This window comes from Heliorestis convoluta, from assembly GCF_009649955.1.
Taxonomy (GTDB): Bacteria; Bacillota; Desulfitobacteriia; order Heliobacteriales; family Heliobacteriaceae; genus Heliorestis; species Heliorestis convoluta.
Genome location: NZ_CP045875.1, coordinates 2,073,856 through 2,100,200 on the forward strand (window position 1 = coordinate 2,073,856; position 26,345 = coordinate 2,100,200).

Genomic DNA, 26,345 nt, shown 5'->3' on the forward strand with positions numbered 1-26,345 from the left:
TTATATTCTATGGATTTGCAAAAAATAGAATTGGCAGTACGAATGATGTTAGAAGCGATGGGTGAAGATCCCGAACGAGAAGGTTTGGTAGACACGCCACGTCGCGTAGCCCGTATGTATAATGAAATATTGAGTGGCTTAGAAGAAGATCCGCAAAGGCACCTAGAAGTACTTTTTAATGAAGAACACGAAGAAATGGTTCTCGTGAAAGATATTCCCATTTACTCCCTTTGTGAACACCATCTTCTTCCCTTCTATGGTTTAGCACACATCGCTTACATTCCCCAGGGAGGGCGTATCACCGGTCTTAGCAAGTTAGCGCGTGTCGTTGAAGGTTTTGCCAAACGTCCGCAACTTCAAGAGAGGCTTACATCACAAGTGGCTGACTCTATCATGAAGAAGCTAGATCCTCAGGGCGTGCTCGTTGTGGTTGAAGCAGAACACATGTGTATGACCATGCGAGGTGTGAAAAAGCCTGGCTCAAGAACTCTAACATCGGCAGTTCGAGGGATTTTTCAGAAAAACCAAGCGACAAGAAGTGAAGCTTTTGCATTGATTCGAAATAGTTCTTCCTAGAAGGAAAGTGGGAATGGACGAAAGGAGAGAAGGGATGAATCACTCTCTCTTTACCTATGGGACTTTAATGGTAAGAAAAATGATGCAAGATCTACTACAGAAAGAACTAGCAGAGCCCCAACAAGCACTTTTACGGGGTTATCGAAAATATCCTTCTTCCTATGGTTATCCCTTTATCATTGCTGATAACAGTTCAGACGTGAAGGGGATCCTTTGGGGAGGGCTTACCGATCATGATTTGAAAATATTAGATGATTATGAAGGAATATTCGACAGTCCGCCGCTTTATTTTCGCCAGTTCGAGGAAGTGTACATAAGTCAAAAATGTCAAAAAGAGATAAAAGCATGGATCTATGTGGGGAATCCAATCTTTTTTGGCAAAGCTTAACCTTTTTTGTTGATATGTATAAAATAAACCATAAGGCATACCATTTTCTGGTACAACGTGGAGGCAGGTATAATGGAAACAATCAACTTTTGTCTACATTGTTACCTTGATTTAGAAGGTTATCAATGGGACATCATAGTATCCAAAAGACCGATACGAGTCCTGCGTTGCCCACGTTGTCGAACGTTCCACTCTTGTTCTACAAGAAATCAAAGCTTGAATGATCCCAATCGACTATGGCACTCGCGGCGTTCGAATCACCTATAAGGATGGAGGTTCATGGTGCGTATCTTATTAACAAATGATGACGGAATCCATGCACCGGGGATTCACGCTCTTTGGAATGTTTTCGATGGCTGGGCTGACTTATTTGTTGTAGCACCGGAAGGGGAAAGAAGTGCTACCGGACATGGTATTACTGTTCACGAACCAATTCGAGTAGAAAAGTTACAGTTTTCCAATCCTCATTTTCATGGTTGGGCTGTAAAGGGTACACCGGCTGATTGTGTTAAGCTCGCTCTTGAAGAATTAATGCAAGAGCCTCCTGATATTGTGATTTCAGGAATCAATCGCGGACCTAACTTAGCAACTGATGTTCTTTATTCTGGTACAGTATCCGCCGCCATGGAAGGCATGATCTATGGATTTCCGTCTATGGCTGTTTCTATAGCGAGCTGGAAAGATTGTGATTATGATTACGCTGCAAAAGTTACCAAAGAAATTTGTATAAAAATCACAGAAAAAGGACTCACACCCGATACATTGCTCAATGTCAACATTCCCGATTTGCCAGAAGAGAAAATCCAAGGCATCAAAGTTACAAAATTAGGAAACCGTCGATATCAGAATATTTTTGACAAGCGAGTCGATCCTCGTGGTCGAACCTACTACTGGATGGCCGGGGAAGTTAAAGATATCGATTATAGCGAGGGAACGGATATTGGTGCTATTAAAGAAGGGTATATCTCAGTTACGCCAATTCACTTCGATCTTACCAATTACCCAATCTTAGAAGGCGTTCGTGGCTGGTTCAACAAATCAGAATAAGAAAATGAGGAAGGCATATCACCTTCCTCATTTTCCCGACCTTGTTCGTGCTTGCTCTTCTTGAACTAAAACTTCTTCAGCTCTTCGAATCATAGCTTTTACCATAGAGCCACCAATACGACCCCCGACGCGACCGCAATCTTTTGCTGACAAAGCGCCCCAATAATCGTGATGAATTTTTGGTGTTAATCCGAGCTCTTCAGCGACTTCATACTTGAACTCATCGCGTACCGATTGAGGAAAAATTTTCTTTTCAGGAAAGAACTGAGCCATAGGTTTACTTTCCCCCCTTCAGTTTTTTTGCAGTCGCTTTAGTTTGTGTCGCTTTCAAGGGGGCAAGTCTATGAAGATGATGGTGCAGCAGCAAAAAAATCACGCCAAATCGGTGTGATTTTTTGCTGCTGCTTATTTTCGCCTTAACCATCGCAAACCTGGTAAAGAAGAAAGATCATCCTTTGTAAGACAACCAAGAAGAGGCAATGAAACCAAGTAAAGCAAAGTAGAAGGGACAGACGCTAGCATCAATCTCATCAAAAGAGAGTGATCTTCCGCCATGGCACCAAAGAGGTAATAAAAAGATAGCATCATCAAAATAGCACCAAGAGCAGGTCGAAAAAGAAACATCCATTGATGAACAGAAATATTCAAATAATGGTAAAACCAGGCAAGGTGAAAGAGAGCTGTTATAAAGTTACTAATACTATAGGCCCAGGCGACACCTTCTAAGCCTAGGTCAGGAGAAGAGGCGAGGTAGATAAAAGCAAAGGCACGTACAGCAGAAGCAATAACGGTGACAATGAGAGGGAAAACAACTTGCCCCATCCCTTGCAAAATACTCGTTGTTGTCTGATGGATATAAAGAAACAAAGCGCCCACTGCCAGAATACGTAGAGAAGGTCCCAAGCCTTCTAAATCAAAGAGTAAGTTGGCGATATCGCCTCCAGCGAGAAAAAGAATGGCCACAATAGGCCAACTGACAAGGGCGGTAAAACGTAAAGCTTTTACCGTGCGATAGCGAACCGTCTCTCGTTGCTGCAAAGCCCAACTTTCAGCAATACCAGGAATTAAACTAATAGAAAGTGGGATGGTAAAAACCGTAGGAATGGTAACGAGTGGTGCAGCACCGCCATTAAAACTTCCAAAAGCAGCTGTAGCCTCAGCCATTGACATACCGGACTCTTGTAGAGTTCGTGGAATAAGGTAGGCATCAACCGAAAGCATAAGGCAAGTAATAATACGAGATATGGCAATGGGATAGGCAAGAGGCCACAGCGAGAAAAAAGCTTGTCGTAAAGAGAGGGTAGAGGGCATATGGATATGAGACCAAAATGTTTTTAATCGTCGAAAAAGAAAAGGACCGGACAAAAAGGAAAGGCTTAATAAACCAAAAAGTTCACCAAGTGTTATGCCAAGAGCCACACCAGCAGCAGCCCATTCAAGTCCTTTCGGTAGTAATAGGAGAGCAGCTGTCAATCCTGTAACAATACGAATCACTTGTTCAACAAATGAAGCAATCGCCGTTGGTTCCATCGACTGTAGTCCCTGACAAAAAGAACGAAGTACAGAAGAAATCGCAATTAACAAAATGCTAGGCAATAATACGAGATAGGCTGTTTCTGCACGTACATCAGCAACGACTTCCGTAAAAAGAAAAGAAGGTAGAAAAAAAGCAATTATAGTAACAAAAGTACCCATAAAAACAGTGCTAACAAGAGCTGCAATTACATATGTACGAACATTGCCCCATTGGCCTTTTGCCGCTTCTTCAGCCGCTTTCTTAGTGAGTGCCACCGGAATTCCAGCTGTGGCTAGAACGAGCAATAAAATATAAATTGGAAATATCATTTGAAACAAACCAACTGTTTCAGGGCCAATGTATTTCATTAAGACGATCTGATTAAAAAAAGCGAGAATACGGTTTGCCACTGTCGCGACAAACAAGACTAAAGCACCGTAGGTGAGAAGGGTCACCATAGAGCTATCTCCTTGCGCAAAAATAGGCCTGTATCTAAGTTCTAAGATATGCGAGCTCTTTGGCAAGAAGAAGTAAATTCATTTCTAATGACTTTTTTCGTTAAAAAAAAGGTTTTTCATCCCTCCGTAGGGAATAAAATAAGGCGATTCTCTCACTTAAAGTTGTTTTCAGATAGTCTTTTTCATGGCGATATTTAATGAAGTAGGGGAATTAAATAGATGAAAATTGATTTACATCTCCACACCACTGCTTCAGATGGTCAATATTCGCCCCAAGAAATGGTACAGAAGGTCATTGAGGCAGGTATAGACGTCTTTTCTTTTACTGACCACGAATCGATGGAAGGGTACAGAGAAGTGGTTCGTGAAGCGAAAGTGAAAGGCTTACATTTTATTGCAGGTGTAGAACTGCTTGTTCATTATAAAGGCGAAGAAATACACTTGCTGGGCTACGGCATGGAACTATCTGGTACACCCTTTCTTGAAGCGCTAGAGAAATTAAAAGAAGAGAGAAATGCTGTAGCGAAAGCGACAGTAGAAAAGCTACAGCAACTCGGTTTTGCCTTATCTTGGTCTGATGTCAAAGCATTGGGTCATCGGCGCGGTACGATTAGCAAGGGTCATATTGTGCATGCCCTCCACCGATGCGGACTTTTGCCCTGTACAGGTATGGAGTTTATCAAACGCTATCTTGAACCAAAAGGTTTGGCTTATGTACAATACAAAGCTAGCACCTATGATGAAGCTGTGGAGCTAATTCGATCGGCTGGTGGCGTACCTGTCATCGCTCATCCTGGCTTGATTACAGAGCAATCATTGCTTCCGGAATTGATTGCCCGTCACCCTGTAGGCATTGAGGTTTTCTATGCTTATTACGGCACCAAACGACAGAAGTGGATTCAACAGTACTACGAGCTAGCTCAATCAAAAAACTTGCTCATGACAGGTGGCAGTGACTATCACGGCTCCTTCGGTCCTGTGCGCATTGGAGAAGAAGAAGTTCCAGAATGGGTATTTTTTAAACTTAACGAAGCGATTGCCAAAGCGCACCACCAGAAAGCAATCTATTAAAATTTTCAATAGATTTTTCATAAAAAATACGATAGAAGTTCTTGCAATGAGGAGCGTGTAACATGATCTGGAATCGACCTATGGAGACAATGCCTAGAGAGGCTTTGTCGACCTTACAACTTGAGCGTTTACAGAAAACTGTAGAAAGAGTCTATCACAATGTACCAGCATACCGTGAAAAGATGCAAGCCGCTTCAGTAAGTCCTCAGGACATACGAACTTTGGAAGATTTGAAGCGTTTGCCTTTTACTTATAAACAGGACTTGCGAGACAACTACCCTTATGGACTTTTTGCAGCTCCTATGAAAGAGATTGTTCGAGTCCATGCATCTTCAGGTACGACCGGGAACCCTACTGTGGTCGGTTATACGCGCCGCGATATTGATAACTGGTCAGAGTTAACAGCTCGTACGCTCTCCTGTGCTGGCGCCAATGCTGATTCAGTTGTGCAGATTGGCTATGGTTATGGTCTCTTTACAGGGGGTCTAGGCGTTCATTATGGCGCTGAGAAAATTGGTGCTACAGTCGTACCCATTTCTGGCGGCAATACAAAACGTCAAATTAAGCTTATGCAAGATTTCGGCACATCCATTTTGGCTTGTACGCCTTCCTATGCTCTCTATCTCGCTGAGACAATTGCAGAAATGGGCATACCGAGGGAACAGTTGAAGTTGACAGCCGGTATTTTTGGTGCTGAGCCCTGGACAGAAGAAATGAGACGAGAGTTAGAACAACGTCTACAGATCTTAGCGATTGATATCTATGGACTGAGCGAAGTTATGGGACCTGGCGTTGCAAGTGAATGCTCTATGAAAAAGGGCTTGCACATATTTGAAGATCACTTTATTCCTGAGATTATCGATCCCGAATCAGGAGAACCGCTACCTTACGGAGAACAAGGAGAACTTGTGTTCACTTCTTTAACGAAAGAAGGTTTTCCTGTCATACGCTATCGAACTCGCGATATTTCTGTTTTATATGAAGAGCCTTGTGAATGTGGTCGTAGCCATGTCAGAATGGGAAAAGTGAGTGGACGGACCGATGATATGGTTATTATTCGAGGTGTTAACGTATTTCCTTCTCAGGTAGAGAGCGTCCTACTCAATCTAGGTTTAACAGAGCCACACTATTTGCTTGTAATTGACCGTGAAGGTCTTTTAGACACGCTGGAAGTCTGGGTTGAAGTATCAGACAAAGTTTTCTCTGATAAAGTTCGCACCCTAGAAAAAGTAGAACGGAAAATACAGCGTGAATTAGAAAGTTTGCTTGGTGTAACTGCGAAAGTAAAGCTTGTTGAACCCAAGACAATCGAGCGTTCTGAAGGCAAAGCAAAGCGGGTTATAGACCGCAGAAAAAGGTCTTCTTAGGACACTTTTCTTTCGTAATAAATAAAAAGGATCTAAAATAATAGATAGAAGAAAGGGGCGCTGATTTGGTGAAAGTTCAGCAAATATCCATATTTTTAGAGAACAAAACAGGGCGCCTGGCCCAAATGACCAGCACTCTGGCGCAAGAAAATATTAATATTCGAGCTCTTTCCATTGCTGATACAACAGACTTTGGGATCTTACGCCTCATTGTAGATCGACCCACAGAAGCCTATGAAGCTCTAAAAAAGGCAGGCTTCACAGTGACTGAAACATCAGTCATTGCGCTAGAAGTACCGGATCATCCCGGTGGTTTGGCTAGTATTATGGAAATCATGGCCCGTGAGAGCATCAACATTGAATATCTCTATGCTTTACCAGAAAAAACAAAAGATACTGCACTGGTCATCTTCCGCGTCGAAAAAATAGACAATGCGATAGAGGTTTTGAAGGAACAAGGTATCGTAGTTTTGTCTGGCGATAAGGTCTATGGTTTATAGACCTTAGACTATAGTCTTGCTGCGACCCTCTTTTATCGTCGGGTGGTTTCGAATACTTTTCTTTAGGATGAATTGTAAATTCTACTTTTTTAATCTGCTTTTTATGAGGGTACGTAGGGTACGACTTTTTGCATGCATGTAAAAAGCTTCGTACCCTCCTTGATTGCATAGCCTAAAAACTTCTTGTGGAGGTTGATATGAGTAATTTAAACCGGAGAAATCTAAGCATTCTAGGAATTGTTCTAGTAGTCGCTCTTGTAATACCTTTTTTCAAATCACTGCTAGGTCTTTATGTTGATTTTCAATGGTTTCGAGCAGAAGGTTACCAGGAAGTATGGGTGACCCAGTGGATTACTAGTTTGCTTTTGCATCTAGGAGTTGGACTTTTTGCTTTTGCTTTTATCTATATTAACTTGAGCTTGACTCGAACTGTCGTTGAAAAGGCTCTACGATATAACGCCAATGCTGTGAATGAGCCCAAAGTGGTTGACTTGACCAATTATGTCAATCCGAATCATTTGAATAAAATCTTTTTTGGTATCAGCTTTTTCTTAGCTTTTCTTATCTCTCAGACCATGTCGGGTCAATGGTCTAAAGTATTGCTTGCACTACAGAGCCAAGAATTCGCCATTGCTGATCCTCTTTTGAATAAAGATGTGAGCTTTTACCTATTCCAACTGCCTGCTCTTGAATTGTTATATTTTGTTATCTCAACCATTATTGTCTTAACGGCCTTGCTTCTTTTTGCAGTCTATCAAGGGGCCAACACCCTTGGTTTTGGTAAGATTTCTTGGAGCGATTTGCCACGGGCTCGTTATCACCTAGCTGCTCTTGGTGCGTTCTTCTTTTTGCTTAAGGCTTTTGGTTATCAACTTGACATTTATAACCTTGTCTATTCACCGCGAGGCGTTGTCTTTGGTGCTAGCTATACCGATGTCCACGCCCAACTCCCAGCTTTTCAGATCTTAACAGTCCTAGCCGTACTCACTGCTTTGATCTTAGTCTTATCTCTGGTCTTAAAAAGAATTCGCTGGGCCCTCTATAGTGTAGGTGTCTTGCTCCTCGCTTCTCTACTCATAGGGCAAATTTATCCGAATATGATTCAACGTTTTCGCGTGGAGCCCAATGAGTTTGTTATGGAAAAACCTTATATTGATATGAATATAGAGTTTACACGACTCGCCTATGGTCTCAACAATATAGAGCAAGTTCCTTTTTCTGCGACAAACAACTTAACAGCGAATGATATTCTTGCGAACAAAGATACGATTAATAATATTCGTTTATGGGATTGGAGACCTCTTCAGCAAACCTACAGTCAAATGCAAGAGATTCGTCTCTACTATAAATTGAGAGAGATAGATATTGATCGTTATATGATCAATGGCGAACTGCGCCAAGTTATGTTAGCGGCTCGAGAGCTTGACACATCGGCTTTACCCACAACAGCACAGACCTGGATCAACCGCCATTTGATCTACACGCATGGTTATGGTGTTGCCATGAGCCCTGTTAATGAAGTAACTTCAGAAGGCTTACCTACCTTTTTCCTCAAAGACATTCCACCAAGAGCAGAAGCAGATACTGTAGAAATTACTAGACCAGAAATCTATTTTGGAGAAGCAACCAATGACTATGTCATTGTTAAGACTGCTACGAAAGAGTTTGACTATCCTTCTGGCAATGACAACGTCTTTACCACCTACCAAGCTGATGCGGGTGTTCCCATTGGTTCTCTCTGGCAGCGTCTTGTCTTTGCTCTTTACTATGGTGATGCACGCATTGTTCTGTCCAAAGAAATCTTACCGGAAAGCCAGTTGCTTATGAACCGCAATATTTCTGAGCGACTGGAAAAGGTAGCACCCTTTTTGCGCTTTGATCGCGATCCCTATCTCGTTATTCATGACGGTCGCCTTGTTTGGATAGCCGATGCTTATACAACGTCATCCCAATATCCCTTTTCACAGCCCACTCGAGGTGTAGGCAACTATATACGTAACGCTGTAAAAGCAACTGTCGATGCTTATACAGGCGAAATCACCTTCTATATCAGTGATGCATCAGATCCAATCATTCAGAGCTATCAGTCGATTTTCCCCAACGCTTTCCGTTCCCTAGATGAGATGCCGGAGACAATGCGAAGCCATATTCGCTATCCAGAAGATATGTTTAATGTTCAGTCAAGTATCTATGCCACCTATCACATGCAAGACGCTGGTATTTTTTATAACCGAGAAGATGAGTGGAATTTGCCGCGTCTCGCTTCCGGTGGGGACAGCAACCTATGGATGGAACCCTATTATACTTTGATGACCTTGCCTGGGGAAGATGAGCCAGAATTTATTCTGATGACACCTTTTACACCGGCGAAGCGTGATAACATGATTGCTTGGATGGCAGCTCGTTCTGATGGGGAGAATTATGGCAAACTTATCGTCTATACCTTCCCGAAACAAGAGCTTATTTATGGTCCTGCCCAGATTGAAGCGCGGATTAACCAGGATTCCTATATTGCTCAGAACATGGCACTCTGGAACCAGCGTTCCTCTTCCGTCATCCGTGGTAATTTGCTCGTATTGCCTATCAATGAATCTTTGCTCTATGTACAACCGCTTTTCTTGCAAGCAGAGCAAGGAAGATTGCCTGCCCTACGCCGTGTCATCGTTGTGTACGGCGAACGTGTTGTTATGGAAGAAACCCTCGATCAGGCTTTACAAAAAATCTTTGGTCAAAGCGGTCTTACCGGCACCGGAGCAACAGCACCAACAGGAGAATCAACCGGCGCAACGCAAGAAATGGGAGAAACTTCTCTCGTAGAAGCGACGGTTTCACAACTGGCTTCAGAAGCCCGTAAGCTATATGATGAGGCCAATGAAAGACTGAAAGCAGGAGACTGGAACGGCTATGGTTTGAAACTGCAAGAATTAGAGCGCATACTGCTAGAATTAGAAAGAAAAGCGCCCTAAGAGCAGCTTTTTTAGCGAATTACCATATCATTACCAGTGCACCGAAAAAATGAACGTGTTATAATTACGACAAGGAATGGTTAAGAATAAATTAAAAGACTGCCTGCTGTGTACGTCAGCCGCTTTGTGTTTTAACCTACATGATTGAAACGGGAGCCAATATCTAGTTGTTACTGTCACGCCTGCTACGCGTAGGAAGACAAAAGCATCTGTGAGGCGCCCACCTGCGAGACGCAGGTCTAAAACCTTGGAGGCAACGGCATGGTGGGTATCTTATCTTTGATTTTGTAATTAATTTATGAGTCTAATAAAAAGAGTGGCGACTTTATGGGTCGCCACTCTTTTTTAGATTCCATCGGCATATAGACTTTTTAGAGTTACATAGTCTGTTTTACCGCTGCCCAAGAGCGGCATTTGTTCTATATAGCGAATGTGAGAGGGAACGAGCAGAGGTGTATGGCCAGATGCTACGATAAAATCACGAAGTGTTGCTTTAGACGCTTGCTGATCGGTCGTGAAAAGTAGCAGTTCTTCTCCTTTACGACCACCGCTTACACTAATCGCGGCCACCTCTGTTGTACCAAAGCATTGTCCAGCCAGCTCTTCTAAAAGATTTAAGGAGACCATTTCACCACCGAGCTTGGCAAAACGTTTGACTCGCGAAAGAATGGAGATAAAGCCTTCTTCATCGATATCGACAAGATCGCCACAGTCGTACCACTCTTCTACAGGTATAAAGCCTTTTCCATGAATCAAATAACCCTCCATCACATTGGGGCCTTTGACTAATAACTTACCACCGCGAGCGATGCCTTCAATTGGCTCTAAACGATGTTCAATCGCAGGCAGGAAAAAACCGACGGTGCCCGCTTTGTAATGCATGGGCCGATTGATACTAATAAAAGGAGAGGCTTCTGTACAACCATAGCCTTCTAAAGGACGAAGTCCGTACTTATCAAGGCTCAGTCGACGGGTTTCTTCTTTTAATTTTTCTCCTCCTACGATCAAATAGCGCATGGCCTGAAAGTCGTAGGAATGACCGTTTTGAAGATAACCATGGAGAAATGTAGATGTAGCAAAAAGCAAAGTGGCACCAATGTTATAAGCAATTTCTGGGATGGCCTTATAATGAAGAGGCGTAGGATAGAGGTAGAGATTGATACCTGTAAACAAAGGAAGAAAGGCTCCTTGCAAGCCAAAGCTATGGAACATGGGTAAAGGATTGAGTAACTTATCTTTGGCTGTTAGATCAACGACACCAACAGCTTGAAGAAGGTTGGCTCGAATGTTCTCATGACGTAAAAGTACGCCTTTGGGCTTGTTTTCACTACCGGACGTAAAGAGAATCAATTGATTCTTACCAGGTAAGGCTTTGCGTTTTTGAACAAAAGAAGTGAGTGCTTTCAGTTTATCGGTGGAGGTTAAAGATTTTTTTATATCTTCTAGATAGACAATCGATACTTTTTCTGAAAGTTTCGCTATTAAATGATTCAGTTCTGCTTTTTCAATAAAAAGGCGAGATGTAAGAAGGGTTTTTATCTCTGCTGATTCACAACAATCGATCAAACCTTGGGGACCTGTCGTGAAGTTTAAAATGGCAGGCGTTATATTTTGACGAAAAAGTGCCAACAGCGTAACAAGATGACCTATTGAATTGGGCAATAAGATAGCGACACGCTCTTGCTCTCTAAGTTCTTTTTTTAATTTGTCACCTAGGGCATAGGCACCGAGAAGGAGATCTTTATAGGTCGCCTTTTGGCTCATATCTTCTACGATTTGCCGCTTCCAACCGTATATTTTTGCTGTTTTTATTAATTCATCAAAAAGATTAATATTTTCGCGGTGACGAGCATAGAAAAGAGCTTGCTGTAACGCTTGTACCATTTGGTTGGCTACAAGCGTTTTTTCGTTTTTGGAACTCTTTCGGTCTTCAGAAAATAATGAAAAAGGTTTATCGACATAGACGGTAACCTCGGGAAAATCTCGGATGGGTAGCGTATCGCTTAATGTACTAAAAGGTGAAAATTGTGTACCTTCAATTCCAATGGGATAGATGGTCGCACCTGACTTCATGGCAATGTAAGCATAGGGTTCATATACCTTTAAGATACCATTGGTCATGGTGGGACGATCTTCAGGAAATATGATGACTTTTGTACCTTTTTTAATGCTGTTAATGACTTCGCGCAAAGAAGCAGGATTTTCCATATCAAAAGTTATATATTTACGCAGGCGAAAAGCTTCTTGAAAAGAATCCTTTTTATTTTTGTTCACGAGAAAAACATATTCTGGTGGAAGATACAAAGCTAAAATCAGAGCGTCCAAAGAAGAGACATAATTAGACATAACAATGGTCGGTCCACTATCATTTTTGATTCGATCGAAATGAAGTAACTTGAGCTTATATAACTTCTGAAATAGTGTGCGATAAAGAGAATGATGCCAGTTCACATTGAAAAGCCCCTTTCCTGCCTAATAATCTAAGTATAGCAAAAATAAAGGGACTAAGAATTATTAATTATTGTTTTTAAAGGCTCCTTGTAACAAATAGAGTAGGTGTAAAGTAACAATTCCTTTCGGTATTACTATAGATTTTTTATTGTGACAGATGTCACAATAAAAAAGTGTTATGTGCAACTTATCACAAAGTTGTGTGATCCCTCATAATAAAAGCAAGAAAAAGTAGAATTACATTTGTGATTTAAGATCTATAGCAGAAAGGACGTGAAAGAATGAAAAACCCCAATAATCGTCGTAAAATGCTCAAAGCAAGCCTCTTAACAGGTCTAGGTGTTGCCCTTGCTACGCTGGAAGGAAGCCTGCCTAGTAAAATCATGAGCAACCAGGCGATGGCTGCAGGAAATAAAGAAGAAGGTAAGCAGATTGGTTTTCTCTTTGATCAGAACCGATGCACGGGTTGTCAACTGTGCGTACGATCTTGTAAGCGAGGAAATACCTGGGAAGAGGATGTAGTCTGGCGCAGAGTGATCCAAGATCCTACGACAAAAAATGCTTCCCTGCCACGGGACAAGGCTTTGCTTTCCCTAAGCTGTAACCATTGTGAAAGGCCTGCTTGTGCAACTGTTTGTCCTGTAAAAGCCTACACCAAAAGAAATCGTGACGGCATCGTCATACAGCAACAAGAAAAGTGCGTTGGCTGTAAGTATTGTCTCTATGCCTGTCCCTACCAGGCCCTCTCTTATGGCAAAAGTACAGGCACTGTGAGCAAGTGTCACTTCTGTTTTCTAAGGCAAGATGAAGGAGAGCTACCTCTTTGTGTTGATAAATGTCCTACCGGTGCTTTATCGATAGGAGAAATGAGCTTCTTGAAAAGAAGAGCCGGTACGATTCAGCAAATCGGCAATTTGCCCAACCCGGCGATGGTCGGTGAACCCTCTATTATCATTGTACCGAAGCGAAATCATCCCACATAAAAAGGAGGTGCATCCATGGAACAAGCAGCACCATGGGGAATGCTCGTCGTTGTATATCTTTTTCTGGGGGGACTTGGTGCCGGTGCTTTCCTAACTTCCTATGGCGCCGAAAAAGGCTATCTAGGAAACATAGCAGGATTAACCAAAGCAGGCTATTTAATTGCCGCGCCGGCTGTTGCCATTGGTTGTGTATTGCTTCTATTTGATTTAGGACAAGGCCTGATCAAACCATGGCTTATCCTGGGAATGCTCACCAATTTTAGCTCTGTGATGACCTGGGGCTTTTATATTCTTTCGCTTTTTGTTCTAGTCGCCATAGCTCGCCTGTATTTCCAATGGAAGAATATAGAGGCACCTTCTCTCTTGTTATCAGCAGGCGCCATCTTAGCGATTGCCACAGCCATCTATACAGGCTTTCTTCTATCGGTCGTCAAAGCCGTACCGATTTGGAACAATCATATCATTCCATTTATCTTCTTAGCGTCTGCCTTATCGACAGGCCTTTCAGCTACCATGCTTCTAGCTCATGGTATAACAAAAACAGTAGCAGAGACATCGAAAGTGGATAAAGCCCACTTTTATATTATTGCTGCAGAAGCAGTGCTCCTTTTCGTTTATATTACGATGGCCATCAGTGGCCTACAAGGTCTTGTAGCACAACAATCGGCTCAAATGATCCTCTTTGGATCCTTAGCACCGCTATTCTGGGGACTTTTTATGATAGCAGGCATTGTCGTACCGCTCGCCATTTTTGCGCATAACAGCTTTCGGCACCAAAAACTATCCCATAACTGGGTATTGTCAGGTGATGTGGCTGTCATTGTAGGCGGTTTTGCTCTTCGTTACTTAATCATTGCAGCAGCTCTACCAGCCTGGTCGGGCACTTTACTGATGTAGAAGCTACAGAAAGGGGGAACTATAATGAACAATAAAGGCAAGAAAATCATAGTATTCGCCTTTATCATCACTGCATTCGCTCTTGTTCTTTCCGCCTGCGGCATCGGTTCTTTGGCTTCCACTACGACTATAGGAAAAATCGACATGGGTGAGGTTCACGGCATGCCTCTCGCTATGAAGGGCAAAGAAGGCTTTGTCGGTCCCGATGAATGCATTGTCTGTCACGTCAATGAACATAAGAACTGGGAAAAGTCCTGGCATACGCAAAAAGCCATGTGGGGTCCTTCTTTTGAAGATGCCTATGAAAATGATATCTACGACTGGGTACTTCAAGAGTGGGATAACTTAGAAACTTACATGATCTTAGACAAAAAAGATAACAACACCAACTATGTAGCCGTAGAAAAAGTACAATGGCAAGATGTAGACTTCATTATCGGCAAAACGTACAAGCAACGTTACATGACTTATTACAATGGAGAACCAAGACAAGCCTATCTGCAGATAACAGAAGATGGCGGTATTTCCTGGACCATTGATAAGTCTGTGGTCGTTGAATACGAAGGCAATAAAGAGAGAGCAGGCTATAAATTTTTAGCCATTGAAACGAAGCCCAAAGAAGGGGATCTGAACAAGAACAATTACGGAGAATTTCGCTCCTGGCAAGAACGCTGTATTAGCTGTCACACCACGGGCTTTGATCCCGATGCCTGGAACGAGGCCAAAGCTAACTTTGTCGCAGGGGAGCGAGAAGATTTACGAGACATTTTCGTTGCCGATATTCGCGTTTCTTGTGAAAGTTGTCATGGTCCTGGCGCTACGCACGTGAATGATCCCACTATCAATAACATTATTAATCCCCGAACGCTAACCAATGTAGAGCAACGTCTCCTTGTTTGCCAGCAATGCCATACCAGAACGAGTGAAAACACCATGTATGGCAATGGTGCTAACGACAACCGTCGTTTTGTTCTCGGAGAACATACCTATGAAGATGTTATGAATTATGTTCGACCGGCTTGGGGCACCGGTAACCGCAACGTGTCCCCTGATGGCAAAGCTCGTCGTGGTCACCAGCAAGATATGGATATTATGCTCAGCCAGTACATCAAAGGACCGCGAAGCAATCACGCTCGTTTATCCTGTGCAGTTGCGTATACATCGCAGAAAGTTGCGCAAAGCAATGTCAACGGAAAGTAACAATCAGCAAAAAGTCCTCTGGGTCTGGTCATCACGCTTTCCGTAGCGGGACTTGGGACCTCAGCTGTCGCCAGCTTGCTGGCGGTAACAGCGTGGGACCAGTCCAGAGCGGAGGAAAGCGTGATGACCAGACCCCTCTATGAAGTAACCCCAACGTAATCAGGAAAAGTTATTTTCATCAGTGGTTGTGCCCGACCGGGCATAGGGAGTTAATAGGGAAAAAAGCCTTCTACTTTTGTTCCACCTTCCGGCGGAGATGCTATGGTTAGCGTGCCCCCAATACGAGATGCTCGTTCTATCATCGAGGCAATCCCAAAACCACCTTTATTTAAAGTGCTTATCCCAATTCCGTTGTCATGGATAGACAAGTGCATGCCTTGAGCCTTATAAATAAGCATAATCTGGACTTTGGTGGAGCGAGCGTGACGAATCGCATTGGTAAGGGATTCATTGATAATAAGCAATAGATCTTCTTTTAACTGTGTTGCCAGTTCTTCCGGTTCTTCACCTTGAATAGAAAAATCGATTAGAAGAGAAGAGGCTCGACGAAGAAAATGAAGGCGCTCTTGTATCACGTCTGATAAAAGTCCTTTTTCAATTCGAAGAGGTCGGAGATCGTGAACATAGAGACGAATTTCTAGGATGATCGAATTAAGGTGAGTCATAACACGATCTAGATTTTCCTGTACCTCTGTTTCTTTATTTTTTTCTTTTACTAGAAAGCGAGTATTCTCCAATTCCAGACCAATTCCATAAAGATTTTGAATCACACCATCGTGAAGGTTCTGGGAAATTCGCTCTCGTTCTGCCGAAAGGGTTTGCTGTACCATGAACAAGACCAAACAAACCAAGCCAGACCATAGGTCCAGCCAAAGTAAGGCGACTAAATCGCAGTCGTAAAGCAAAAATAATTAAGCCCATGGAGAAAAAAGACAGGCCATAGACGAAATAGACAAGAATGACTGTTAGCAATGGAAAGATATCGTGCATACAGAAGGCTCCTTCGTTACACTTAATCATAGCATGTCCACGATAGAAGCAATTCTGTACGATTCTTTTCTGGACAAATCTACCTGCCTATGCTAACCTCTATGACTGCAAGCCTTCTACTTGCACGACGACGCGACGATGTCTTGGGCCGTCAAACTCAGCTAGATAAAGACTTTGCCAAGTACCTAGGAGTAACTTTCCTCGATGAATAAGCAAAGTTTCAGAAGCACCCGTTAAGGTCGTCATCATATGAGCATCAGAATTGCCTTCACCATGGCGATAGCCCTTTTGATATGGAACAAGGCGTTGGAAAATGGTCTCTAGATCATGGACGACATCGGGATCAGCATTTTCATTGATCGTGACAGCTGCTGTTGTATGAGGAACAAAAACGACAACTTTGCCTTGACCGATGCCACTTTCTCGAACAATGGCAGAGACCTCTGCTGTAATATCGGTAAAACAGAGACGCTTTGACGTTTTGACTTGAAATTCTCGAAGATGGTATAGCAAGATAAAGTCCTCCTATATATACTACTTATATCGCTATTGTACCAGCCTTCGAAGAGTCTGTGAATGATTGACTCAAGGGCGAAAAGAGCCTCGCCATTCCTAGTGATATCTATTTTTGAGGAGGTAAAAAATGATCATTGGTGTTGACATTTGCAATACCATTGCTAGAGTAAATGAAGCTCTGGCCCTCCACTTCCTTGGTACTTATACGATACCAGAATCTTTACAAAAGCAAAGGCGCTGGGATCTTCCAGGCTTGACCCCTGACTTTTTTCGTTCTCCAACTGGAATGATCTTTTTAAGTCAGGTGCAACCTTACAATGGCGCTGCCGAAGTATTGAGCAGCTTTGTTCGTAGCGGCCATAAAGTCATCTATATTACAGCAAGACCGCAAGAAACAGAACTAGTTACGCGGCGTTGGTTAAAAGAACATCACTTTCCTTGCGACGAAGTAATTCATAGCGAAGAAAAAGGCCTTGTCTGTATCGAAAAAGAGGTCGACGTTATGATCGAAGATGATCCCTTCTATGCCCAACAGATTAAAGAAGCAGGTGTCTCGCTTTTTCTTGTAAAGCAACGATATAACGCTACTTTTCCAGCACCCAAAATGGACTGGAAAATGGCTAGGCTGATATTACCAAAAGCGGTAGGAAAAAATATAAAAAGCGAAAGGAACTAAGAATGGATATCAAAGACTATCATTATCAACTAGATTTTCAAGTACGAGACTATGAATGTGACTTACAAGGCATTGTGAACAACGCCGTTTATTTAAACTATCTAGAACATGCACGCCATGAATTCATGTATGAAAAAGGTATCGACTTTGCTGCTTTACATAAAGAAGGCAAAGATTTGGTCGTCGTGCGCATGGAAATCGACTATAAATATTCCCTTACCAGTCGAGATCGTTTTGTTGTACGACTCAAGGTAGATCAAGAAAGCCGATTGAAGCTGGCCTTTTTTCAAGAAATATATCGTGTGCCCGATCAGAAACTGATCCTTCAAGCAAAAGTCGTCGGTGTATGTCTACATAAAGGCAAGCCCGTCGCCGTTCCAGAGATCATTCAAGCACTAAAATCTTGAGGAAGGCTATATTATTTTCATAATATCACCGACGATTTTCGACAAATTCTTTTATTCGATATAGGTATAATAAAGTAACTTCCTATTACTAGATTGAGATAAAAGAATAAGGTGGCGAAAAACAGAGTGAGCAACGTTCATACAGAGATACTTCCAGAATTACAAGATGAAAAAGCCATCGAGAAAATCTCTATATATTACCACGCTTTATTGGTTGAAGATAATTTTTTTACAGCACATCTTACAGAAAAGCTATTGCGTAAATTAGGTCTATTCGTGACAATTGCTAGTAACGGAGTAGAAGCCATAGAAGCGGTCTATGAAAAGGAATTTCATATTATATTTATGGATTATCACATGCCAGTTATGAATGGAGTAGAAGCAACAAAAGCGATTAAAGCATTAAATCATTGCAAAAGCCAATACATACCCATTGTGGCTTTAACAGCTGTTTTGGAAAGAGAGGAATTCTTTCAAGCTGGCGTAGATGATTACTTGTGTAAACCGGCTAAGCTTGCAGATATTAGAACGATTCTGGAACGTTGGCTTAGATAATCGATTCACTCAAAGTTATGAAAAAACTAAAACCTTGACAGAAAACTTGAAATTTGATAAATAATGAATAGCTCTCGAACCCTCTCGGTCAAGTGTTAGAGCTATTATCGTAACCCAAGAAGGTATTGTTCCGTTGGTCAGAACAGGAGAAGGAGGCACTTTACTTTGACAGTAAAACAATTTCAAGCTGAATCGAAACGATTGCTCGACTTAATGGTGAACTCTATTTATACCCACAAAGAAATCTTCTTGAGAGAACTTATCTCCAATGCCAGCGATGCAATCGACAAAATTTATTATAAAGCCTTAACAGACGAGTCCATTGATTTTATCAAGGACAACTATTATATTAAATTACAGATTGACAAAGAGAATAGACTGTTGACCATTTCCGATACAGGCATTGGCATGACCAAAGAAGAAATGGAAGAAAATCTAGGTGTTATTGCCAAAAGTGGATCTTTTGCATTTAAGAGCGAACATGAAATCAAAGATGGCTTTGACATTATCGGGCAGTTTGGCGTAGGCTTTTACTCTTCCTTTATGGTATCAGACATTGTCACAGTCATTAGCAAAGCCTTTGGAAGCGAAGAAGCTTACAAATGGGAATCAAAAGGTGCAGAAGGTTATACCATCGAAGCGTGTACGAAAGAGACAGTAGGCACCGATATTATTCTCAAGATCAAAGAGAGCAGCGACGATGAGAATTATGACGAATACCTAGAAGAATATCGAATTAAATCGATCATTAAGAAATACTCTGACTTTATAAGATATCCAATCAAAATGGATATCACCAAGACCAAGCCAAGAGAAGGTACTGAAACAGAGTTTGAAGAATACAAAGAAGAAGAAATCGTCAACAGCCAGGTGCCGATCTGGAAAAAGAATAAAAGCGAACTAACGCAGGAAGATTATGAAAACTTCTATGCAGAAAAACACTATGGCTTTGATAAACCCATCAAATACATCCACATTAGCGCAGAAGGCACGATCAGTTATAAAGCCATTTTATTTATCCCGGAAAATATGCCCTATGACTTCTATACAAAAGACTATGAAAAAGGCTTAGAGCTCTACTCCAACGGCGTACTGATCATGAGCAAATGCGGAGACCTCCTCCCAGATTACTTTAGTTTTGTCAAAGGTATGGTAGATTCAGAAGACTTGTCTCTCAACATTTCCAGAGAGATGCTGCAACAAGATAGGCAGTTAAAGCTTATCGCGAAAAATATTAAGACAAAAATCAAAAACGAATTAGAAGAGCTGTTGAAAAACAACAGAGATGGCTACGAAAAGTTTTATCAATCTTTCGGTAGACAATTGAAATATGGCATCTACAGTGATTTTGGAGCTAACAAAGAAGTATTAGAAGATCTATTGATGTTCTATTCCTCCCAAGAGAAAAAATTGACGACTCTCAGTGAGTATGTTTCCCGTATGCCAGAAGACCAAAAGTACATTTACTACGGCGCTGGCGAATCGATTGAGCGGATAGAAAAATTACCCCAGACTGAGGTAGTGACCGATAAAGGCTATGAGATTCTTTACTTTACCGATGATGTGGACGAGTTTGCCATTCGAATGCTAAGAACTTATAAAGAGAAAGAATTTAAGTCTATATCGAGTGGTGATCTCGGCATTGATGAAGATGATAAGAATCAATCTTCTCAAGTCAATGAGCAAGAGCACCAAGAACTTTTTGAAGAGATAACGAATATTTTAGCTGGTAAAGTCAAGATTGTTAGAGCCTCTAAAAGGCTCAAGAATCATCCTGTATGCTTGGCCAATGACGGAGACCTAAGCATAGAGATGGAGAAAATCTTAAGGGCTATGCCAAATCATGAAAATATAAAAGCCGATAAAATCTTAGAAATCAATATCAACCATAGAGTCTTTCAATCCTTGAAAGAAGCAAGCCAAAGCGATAAAGAAAAACTACGATTATACACTGAACTATTGTACAACCAGGCTTTGCTTATTGAAGGATTGTCAGTTCAAGATCCCGTAGAGTTTTCTAATAACATTTGCAAAATTATGGTCTAAGCAAAAGCCACTTTCAAGGGCACGTCCTTGAAAGTGGCTTTTGCTTGATTTTCTTTTGGCACTAGTGCTTGGGAACTTTATGATTGTAACTGCCTATGGTTCTACGGATATCGCTAATCACTTCATCTAGGTTCTTATAATCTTCATGGTGAAGAGCTTTTTCAGCTCTTTTTACCTTATCAACAAGTGTTTTCAGTCTTAAATTGGCAGATAAGCCTTTGATTTGGTGAAGGTGAGCGGCTATCTCTTTTTTACTTCTAGTACCATGATACTTTCTTAGAGAATCTATAAGTTCTTCAAGCATAGCAAGACCATGGCGCATAATATGATCTGCTTCTTCTAGATCAAGACCTGTTCCGACTATCAGCTTATCTAATAAGTTGCCCCAGTTATCACAATGGGGCAAAGAATTTCCTGGTGCGTATTTATGAATCATCGCCATGACTTTGTTGAGGGTTACTGGTTTTGAAAGATAGTCGTCCATTCCAGCTTCATAACAAGCTAGGGCGTCTCCTTTCATTGCATTGGCTGTTAAAGCAATAATGATTTTTTTCTTCGAATGTTTTTCCTCTTTTCGTATCTGTCGTGTCGCTTCATAACCGTCCATAACAGGCATCTGACAATCCATGAAGACAATATCATAATCTTTCTCGATACATGCTTTTACAGCTTCTAATCCGTTATTGACTACATCACAATGAAAACCTTTTTTCTGAAGCAACTTAACAAAAAAAGCCTGGTTAATGACATTGTCTTCAACAAGCAAAACCAAAGGGGTTTTATTGAGAAAAGCTACTTCTTCCTTTGATGTAACAACAACCTCTTCGGAAGCGACGCCCTTTGCAAGCCAGACAGTAAAGGTAAAGGTAGAGCCTTGGCCAAAGACAGTATCTACTTCCATCGTTCCGTTCATGAGCTCAATGATACTCTTACTAATCGGAAGGCCAAGGCCAGTACCGCCGTATTTTCGTGTTAAGGAAGCATCGGCTTGCATAAAAGGCTCAAAAATCATAGGCACTGTTTCAGGCTTCATACCGATGCCTGTGTCTATAACCCTACATGATAACTGGACCTTCTTTTCTTTCCATTCTTGTACAGTCACGTTAATCTCAACAGAGCCCTTTTCGGTAAACTTCACTGCGTTGTTCACTAAATTAATCAACACCTGACGCAATCGTAAAGCGTCACCGATCACCCACTGCGGTACAGCAGGGTCCAGTCGTAGCTGCAAATCAAGTTTTTTCTCTTTCGCTTTTTGTAGAAAGGGAACAATAGCAGCAGTAATCGTTTTATGAAGGTCAAAACTGTATTCTTCTAAAATTAATTTTCCCGATTCAACTTTGGATAAATCCAAAATATCATCAATAAGAGCCAACAAGGTTTCTGCAGATGTATAAATTTTTTCTACAAAGTTAGATTGTTCCTGAGTAAGTTCTGTTTCTTGTAACAACTGTAAAAAGCCAAAGAGTCCATTCATAGGCGTTCGTATCTCATGGCTCATATTCGCAAGAAAGCGACTTTTGGCAATATTGGCGGCTTGAGACTGTTCCATGGCCAGGCGCAACCTATTTTCCGCTTTTTTGCGATCGGTAATGTCAGTATGAGAACCCGCCATTCTATAAGGGATTCCTTTTTTATCGCGGAGAGCTTCTCCTCGAGCTAAAATCCAACGGTAAGAACCGTCTTTATGTCGAAATCGAAACTCCATCTCATAATGGGTAAGAGTTCCGCTAAGATATTGATTGACATAATCTTGAACCAACAATCTGTCATCCGGATGAATTCGCTCTTCAAATGAAGAAAAATGATTGGGTAACTCATAATCGTCATAGCCGATTATCTGTTTCCACTTTGGAGAAAGAAAAAGACTGTTATCTCGCAAGTCCCAATCCCAGATGCCATCTTGGGAACCATTCACCGCTAACATAAATTGTTCGCGACTTCTTTTTAATTCTACTTCTGTTTTATGACGAGTGATTAACAATCCTACTTGACGACCAAAAACTTCAAGGAGGCTTTCTTGGTGGAATGTTTTACCAGGTTTTAGAAATAAAAGAAAATTTCCTAAAATAGCACTTTCTTTTTGGATTTTCATAACCACAATGGAGTTTAATTGAAGAAATTGTTCAAGTTGCTGTAAGATAGAGTTAGAAGAAAATCCTTCTAACAAGTCCCTAAGGGAGGAATAATAGGATACCATAGCGCAACTTTTGCTTGAGCAAAACTGTTCAGATTGCCATTGCTTTCCGGTGAGAGTACCTATAGATGCCCCTTTTTGTAACAAATCGGGATGACCGGAGACAGCCATGGTGGTAAACTTTTCGCCAGTATTGTTATACTCATTGAAGATAACCAGCTGAGCGTCCGTAAGACATAGTAATTGATCGGTAATTTTTTTATAGTTTAGCTCTTCTCCTGACATCTGCATCATATCTTCTGAAAAAGCCACAATCTTTTCAAGGATGTTTTTTTCTTCGATTTTATCGGTAACATCTCTAGCAGCTGCATAGATCAAATTGTCTTGGGGATTGGATCGCCATTCGAGATAACGATAGGCACCATCTTTACTACGATAACGATTTACAAAATTTACAACTTGTTTTTGCGCACGAAGCTTTGCGGTAGCAGCTATCGTCTTATCGATATCATCAGGATGAATAAAATCAAAAATATATTGATTTTCTAACTCTTCAATTGAATAGCCCAATACATCTTCCCAGGCTTTATTCAGCTTAAGAAAGCGTCCTTCCGAACTGGTAATACATAACAAATCCAAATTAACGGAGAAAAAATTCTCGAAGACCGAAAGCTCTTGTATTTCTTTTGAGATATCGGTAAAACGGGTTACAAAATGATTTTTTTCCATTGAATAGGCACTTACTCGATACCAACGTTTTGAATAGGGGAAATAGTGCTGTAAATCTTTATGACCCCCGTGAATTGCAATTTCTCCAAATATAGCAACCCAATCATGGATATCTTCTCGAATGTTTGGATAAATTTCTAAAGCTCTTTTTCCTACAATTTTTTCTCGTTGAAGACCTATTAGCTTTTCAAAAGCAGGATTTATATCAAGACATTCAAAATCATAGGCTCGCCATTTTCATTACATATAATCCTGTAGTAGGCATATCCCACAGGAGATTTTTCCAGAATAGACTTGTAGAAAGGCTCATTCATAGGAGTCCACTCCCTATTTTAATAAAAATCTAAAATAGCCGTAGTTGTTGATCTACCACAAGCAAGCCCTTATGCAGAATCTTGTTAAAAATAGCTTTATGATTTAAGATATTATTTTAATTACAAAGTAGCTTATTTCCTGTTGTGAAATAGTGAATAGATATAGAGAAAAAGACCAGATACACCTGGAAGACAAGGGTATCTGGCTTTAAAAAAGGCAAATATATTAGCTCACGGGCCACGTATACTTACAGTCTGCACAATGATTGGCTGCTTTGCCACGCAATATCTTTACCGCAATCGCCCAGGGGAGCAAGACGCCGAAGAAAAGGTAAGGATATATAATAGCAAAAAGCAAAAAGATTATTGTACCGATAGCAAAAACAAAAAAAGACATAAACTTTTTGCTTACTTCTTTTACGCTTGAACTGCTACACCTAGGGCAGGTTAGAGCACCCTTGGGTCTGGAGTCTTGTTTGTCCTTTTCAATGCTTTGATTTTTTTCGAGCGAAAGGCCAGAACCGTTCGCTTTTTCCGTTCTTTTCTCTTCCTTTTTACCCGTACTTCTCTTTTTTCTAGACAATGTCACAACAGCTCCTTCGTATGAGATAGCACTTTCTAGACGAACCTTTAGAACAAAAGTTAATACAATATATTTTTCGACAATAACCATTTTAACTCCTGCAAAAAGTGAAAAAGGAGAAACTCTATTTGTGCTATCTGAAAGGATAGTCCGTAAAGACATCGAAAGTACAGATAGAGAAAAAATAGAAGGAACTAAGAGATTATGAAAGGTGGAGCAAGATTACATGGAAAAAAACACCAAAAGAATGACCGACTCTTATACAGTCATGACTGACCTTGTTTTTCCCAACGATATGAACCATCATCATACCATTTTCGGTGGAAAAGTCATGGCTTATATTGATCGTATTGCAGCCATCTCGGCCATGCGCCATTGCCACAAAGATGTAGTAACAGCATCAACAGACAGCGTTGATTTCCTCGGGCCTGTAAAAGAAGGAGAGATACTCGTTCTTAATGCCTTTGTATCCTTTACAAGGCGCACGTCTATGGAAGTCTGTGTTCATGTCTATAGCGAAAATCCAAAGTCAGGGGAGAGGAAGCTAACAACAACAGCCTACCTTACTTTTGTGGCCGTCGATGATGAAGGACGTCCAACAGAAGTGCCTGTTGTTATACCAGAAACAGAAGAAGAAAAAGCAATCTACTGTGGAGGCGAAGCACGCTGTCGTGCCCGTATGGCCAGACGGCAAAAATTCAAAGAGAAAGTATGATCTAGCTTCCTCTGGTAAGGTAAAGCTTATCGACAGCTCGCTGTTTCTCTTCCTCGGAAGGTTGGCTGTAGCGCATGATCATATCGGCGCTGCTGTGTCCTGATAAGGCCATCGCCAAGGAAAAATCTTCGCCACTGCGAATCAAAGCGGTAATAAAAGTATGACGCAATCGATGAGGATGATCGCCGCCATACTTTTTCACAATTCTTTGCACCGTTCTGGCTGTGATTCGACTGTTTCGATTACTGATAAAAAGGGCTCGATTGTCATCAAGGCGCTCTTCTAAGCTTTTGACAATGGCTCTCCTTGTTTCTGGATTAAGAGGGACTTCTCGGCTTTTGTTTCCTTTACCTTCCCGAATGATCAATCTTCCTTTTCTTTCACTGATTACAACATCGCTTCGATTCAAAGCGACCAATTCACCCACTCGGATGCCTGTATGTAATAAAATCATAATAATGGCATAATCTCGGGCATTTTCACTTCGGTCGGCTTGGCGAATCAAGCGTAACGTATCTAAGCGATCTAAAGACTTAGGCGCGCTTTTTTTATAATCAACGGGCTTCACCACACGAATGTCTTCAACAGCTTCCTCTTTGCCGAGCCATTTGCTAAAAGACTTTAGGGCGTGAAAAGCTTTGTTCACCGTAGAAGCTGACTTTTCAGCGAACATGAGGGAGTCTATATACTGCTGTACATCAGCTCGGGCATAGCTATAGAGATCGGTACCAGCAGCAAAAAGCCAAGCTTCGAACTGCTTCAGCTCATACTGATAGGTTCGAACGGTCGTAGATGACTTACTTCGCAAAGCTTCTTCTGTATAATCTTCGATTAGCTTGTTCATTTGAAACACCACTACACCTCATTTCTCCTATAAGGGTCAACCAACCTTTGCTTCTCACCTTCAACACAGAAGGAATCATCCCCCCTGTGCTATCGTCTCCTCATTCACTCGCTTGTCGCTTCGTCGCTCTTACAGACCGTTTCTCTCTAGATACAACATAAAAACAAGAAGCCTCTCAATACAAACTAGTACTACCTGAATTCTACGACATTTTTTCTTCTTCTTAAAGACCTTTTTTAAGGTCTTTTTTTGCTTTTTTCTCCCCTACAATGTCGTAGAATTAGTATTCTGCGACATTGTATTTTTCCGACTCAATTCTTTTAATTTGCAACGATGTAAACGTAGTAAACATACGTAAACACAAATAATAATCCTGATAAATCAAAGATAATATTGAAATTAGCGGGAATATT

General features: G+C 41.3%; 23 protein-coding genes and 1 other RNA gene. 16 read left to right on the top strand and 8 right to left on the bottom strand.

Annotated features, from left to right (window positions below; all coding sequences use genetic code 11):
- Nucleotides 1-9: 9 nt before the first annotated feature.
- The 3 genes from folE (at nucleotide 10) to surE (ending at nucleotide 2,011) form a co-directional block, all read left to right on the top strand.
- Nucleotides 10-576: a GTP cyclohydrolase I FolE gene (folE, locus tag FTV88_RS09970; protein ID WP_153725491.1), complete on the top strand. Its 567-nt coding sequence runs from the start codon at nucleotides 10-12 to the stop codon at nucleotides 574-576.
- A 13-nt stretch (nucleotides 577-589) separates the two neighbouring features.
- On the top strand, nucleotides 590-964 hold the full coding sequence (locus tag FTV88_RS09975; RefSeq protein WP_153725492.1) for a gamma-glutamylcyclotransferase family protein: 375 nt from the start codon (nucleotides 590-592) through the stop codon (nucleotides 962-964).
- Between the two features lie 282 nt (nucleotides 965-1,246).
- On the top strand, nucleotides 1,247-2,011 hold the full coding sequence (gene surE / locus FTV88_RS09980; RefSeq protein ID WP_153726611.1) for a 5'/3'-nucleotidase SurE: 765 nt from the start codon (nucleotides 1,247-1,249) through the stop codon (nucleotides 2,009-2,011).
- Between the two features lie 27 nt (nucleotides 2,012-2,038).
- On the opposite strand, the gene FTV88_RS09985 is transcribed toward surE, so the two are convergent.
- Entirely contained in the window at nucleotides 2,039-2,284 is a 246-nt protein-coding gene (locus FTV88_RS09985; RefSeq protein WP_153725493.1) for an alpha/beta-type small acid-soluble spore protein, read from the bottom strand.
- A gap of 132 nt (nucleotides 2,285-2,416) precedes the next feature.
- The gene (locus FTV88_RS09990; protein ID WP_153725494.1) at nucleotides 2,417-3,985 is read right to left on the bottom strand and encodes a putative polysaccharide biosynthesis protein; all 1,569 of its coding nucleotides are present in this window, start codon (nucleotides 3,983-3,985) and stop codon (nucleotides 2,417-2,419) included.
- Between the two features lie 219 nt (nucleotides 3,986-4,204).
- Between FTV88_RS09990 and FTV88_RS09995 the strand changes: the two genes are divergently transcribed.
- From FTV88_RS09995 to ssrS, 5 genes are all read left to right on the top strand, one after another.
- Entirely contained in the window at nucleotides 4,205-5,056 is an 852-nt protein-coding gene (locus tag FTV88_RS09995) for a PHP domain-containing protein (protein ID WP_153725495.1), read from the top strand.
- A gap of 62 nt (nucleotides 5,057-5,118) precedes the next feature.
- Nucleotides 5,119-6,423, top strand: a complete 1,305-nt coding sequence (locus FTV88_RS10000) for a phenylacetate--CoA ligase family protein (RefSeq protein WP_153725496.1) — start codon at nucleotides 5,119-5,121, stop codon at nucleotides 6,421-6,423.
- Nucleotides 6,424-6,491: 68 nt separating this feature from the next.
- Nucleotides 6,492-6,923, top strand: a complete 432-nt coding sequence (locus FTV88_RS10005) for an ACT domain-containing protein (RefSeq protein WP_153725497.1) — start codon at nucleotides 6,492-6,494, stop codon at nucleotides 6,921-6,923.
- A 197-nt stretch (nucleotides 6,924-7,120) separates the two neighbouring features.
- Nucleotides 7,121-9,889 carry a UPF0182 family membrane protein gene (locus FTV88_RS10010; RefSeq protein WP_153725498.1) on the top strand — a complete coding sequence of 923 codons (2,769 nt, stop codon included), beginning with the start codon at nucleotides 7,121-7,123 and terminating at the stop codon, nucleotides 9,887-9,889.
- 97 nt (nucleotides 9,890-9,986) lie between these two features.
- A non-coding RNA gene (ssrS, locus tag FTV88_RS10015) (6S RNA) lies at nucleotides 9,987-10,164 on the top strand.
- Between the two features lie 70 nt (nucleotides 10,165-10,234).
- Here the strand turns inward: ssrS and FTV88_RS10020 are convergent.
- Complete coding sequence (locus tag FTV88_RS10020; RefSeq protein WP_207707853.1) at nucleotides 10,235-12,340, bottom strand: AMP-binding protein; 2,106 nt, start codon at nucleotides 12,338-12,340, stop codon at nucleotides 10,235-10,237.
- A gap of 281 nt (nucleotides 12,341-12,621) precedes the next feature.
- On the opposite strand from FTV88_RS10020, the gene FTV88_RS10025 reads away from it, so the two are divergent.
- Genes FTV88_RS10025 through FTV88_RS10035 form a run of 3 tightly spaced genes read left to right on the top strand, consistent with a single transcriptional unit; the run spans nucleotide 12,622 to nucleotide 15,420 of the window.
- The gene (locus FTV88_RS10025) at nucleotides 12,622-13,323 is read left to right on the top strand and encodes a 4Fe-4S dicluster domain-containing protein (RefSeq protein ID WP_153725499.1); all 702 of its coding nucleotides are present in this window, start codon (nucleotides 12,622-12,624) and stop codon (nucleotides 13,321-13,323) included.
- 15 nt (nucleotides 13,324-13,338) lie between these two features.
- Complete coding sequence (gene nrfD / locus FTV88_RS10030; protein WP_153725500.1) at nucleotides 13,339-14,220, top strand: NrfD/PsrC family molybdoenzyme membrane anchor subunit; 882 nt, start codon at nucleotides 13,339-13,341, stop codon at nucleotides 14,218-14,220.
- A gap of 24 nt (nucleotides 14,221-14,244) precedes the next feature.
- Nucleotides 14,245-15,420 carry a multiheme c-type cytochrome gene (locus FTV88_RS10035; RefSeq protein ID WP_153725501.1) on the top strand — a complete coding sequence of 392 codons (1,176 nt, stop codon included), beginning with the start codon at nucleotides 14,245-14,247 and terminating at the stop codon, nucleotides 15,418-15,420.
- A 209-nt stretch (nucleotides 15,421-15,629) separates the two neighbouring features.
- Here FTV88_RS10035 and FTV88_RS10040 read toward each other — a convergent pair whose 3' ends face one another.
- Nucleotides 15,630-16,250 (bottom strand): sensor histidine kinase, encoded by a 621-nt coding sequence (locus tag FTV88_RS10040; RefSeq protein ID WP_153725502.1) that lies wholly within the window; start codon nucleotides 16,248-16,250, stop codon nucleotides 15,630-15,632.
- Between the two features lie 259 nt (nucleotides 16,251-16,509).
- Nucleotides 16,510-16,923: a secondary thiamine-phosphate synthase enzyme YjbQ gene (locus tag FTV88_RS10045; protein ID WP_153725503.1), complete on the bottom strand. Its 414-nt coding sequence runs from the start codon at nucleotides 16,921-16,923 to the stop codon at nucleotides 16,510-16,512.
- A gap of 130 nt (nucleotides 16,924-17,053) precedes the next feature.
- Between FTV88_RS10045 and FTV88_RS10050 the strand changes: the two genes are divergently transcribed.
- The 4 genes from FTV88_RS10050 (at nucleotide 17,054) to htpG (ending at nucleotide 20,610) form a co-directional block, all read left to right on the top strand.
- On the top strand, nucleotides 17,054-17,602 hold the full coding sequence (locus FTV88_RS10050) for a 5' nucleotidase, NT5C type (RefSeq protein WP_153725504.1): 549 nt from the start codon (nucleotides 17,054-17,056) through the stop codon (nucleotides 17,600-17,602).
- A gap of 2 nt (nucleotides 17,603-17,604) precedes the next feature.
- On the top strand, nucleotides 17,605-18,009 hold the full coding sequence (locus FTV88_RS10055) for an acyl-CoA thioesterase (RefSeq protein ID WP_153725505.1): 405 nt from the start codon (nucleotides 17,605-17,607) through the stop codon (nucleotides 18,007-18,009).
- A 126-nt stretch (nucleotides 18,010-18,135) separates the two neighbouring features.
- On the top strand, nucleotides 18,136-18,564 hold the full coding sequence (locus FTV88_RS10060) for a response regulator (protein WP_162007991.1): 429 nt from the start codon (nucleotides 18,136-18,138) through the stop codon (nucleotides 18,562-18,564).
- Between the two features lie 165 nt (nucleotides 18,565-18,729).
- A complete protein-coding gene (gene htpG / locus FTV88_RS10065; RefSeq protein ID WP_153725507.1) occupies nucleotides 18,730-20,610 on the top strand; it encodes a molecular chaperone HtpG in 1,881 nt (626 codons plus the stop codon).
- A gap of 61 nt (nucleotides 20,611-20,671) precedes the next feature.
- Here the strand turns inward: htpG and FTV88_RS10070 are convergent, their stop codons facing one another.
- Both FTV88_RS10070 and FTV88_RS10080 read right to left on the bottom strand, forming a co-directional pair.
- Complete coding sequence (locus FTV88_RS10070) at nucleotides 20,672-23,476, bottom strand: PAS domain S-box protein (RefSeq protein ID WP_153725508.1); 2,805 nt, start codon at nucleotides 23,474-23,476, stop codon at nucleotides 20,672-20,674.
- 540 nt (nucleotides 23,477-24,016) lie between these two features.
- Nucleotides 24,017-24,463, bottom strand: a complete 447-nt coding sequence (locus FTV88_RS10080) for a hypothetical protein (protein WP_153725509.1) — start codon at nucleotides 24,461-24,463, stop codon at nucleotides 24,017-24,019.
- Nucleotides 24,464-24,599: 136 nt separating this feature from the next.
- Between FTV88_RS10080 and FTV88_RS10085 the strand changes: the two genes are divergently transcribed.
- Complete coding sequence (locus tag FTV88_RS10085) at nucleotides 24,600-25,088, top strand: acyl-CoA thioesterase (RefSeq protein WP_153725510.1); 489 nt, start codon at nucleotides 24,600-24,602, stop codon at nucleotides 25,086-25,088.
- A gap of 1 nt (nucleotide 25,089) precedes the next feature.
- Here the strand turns inward: FTV88_RS10085 and FTV88_RS10090 are convergent, their stop codons facing one another.
- Nucleotides 25,090-25,932, bottom strand: a complete 843-nt coding sequence (locus tag FTV88_RS10090; RefSeq protein ID WP_153726613.1) for a tyrosine-type recombinase/integrase — start codon at nucleotides 25,930-25,932, stop codon at nucleotides 25,090-25,092.
- Nucleotides 25,933-26,345: the final 413 nt, after the last annotated feature.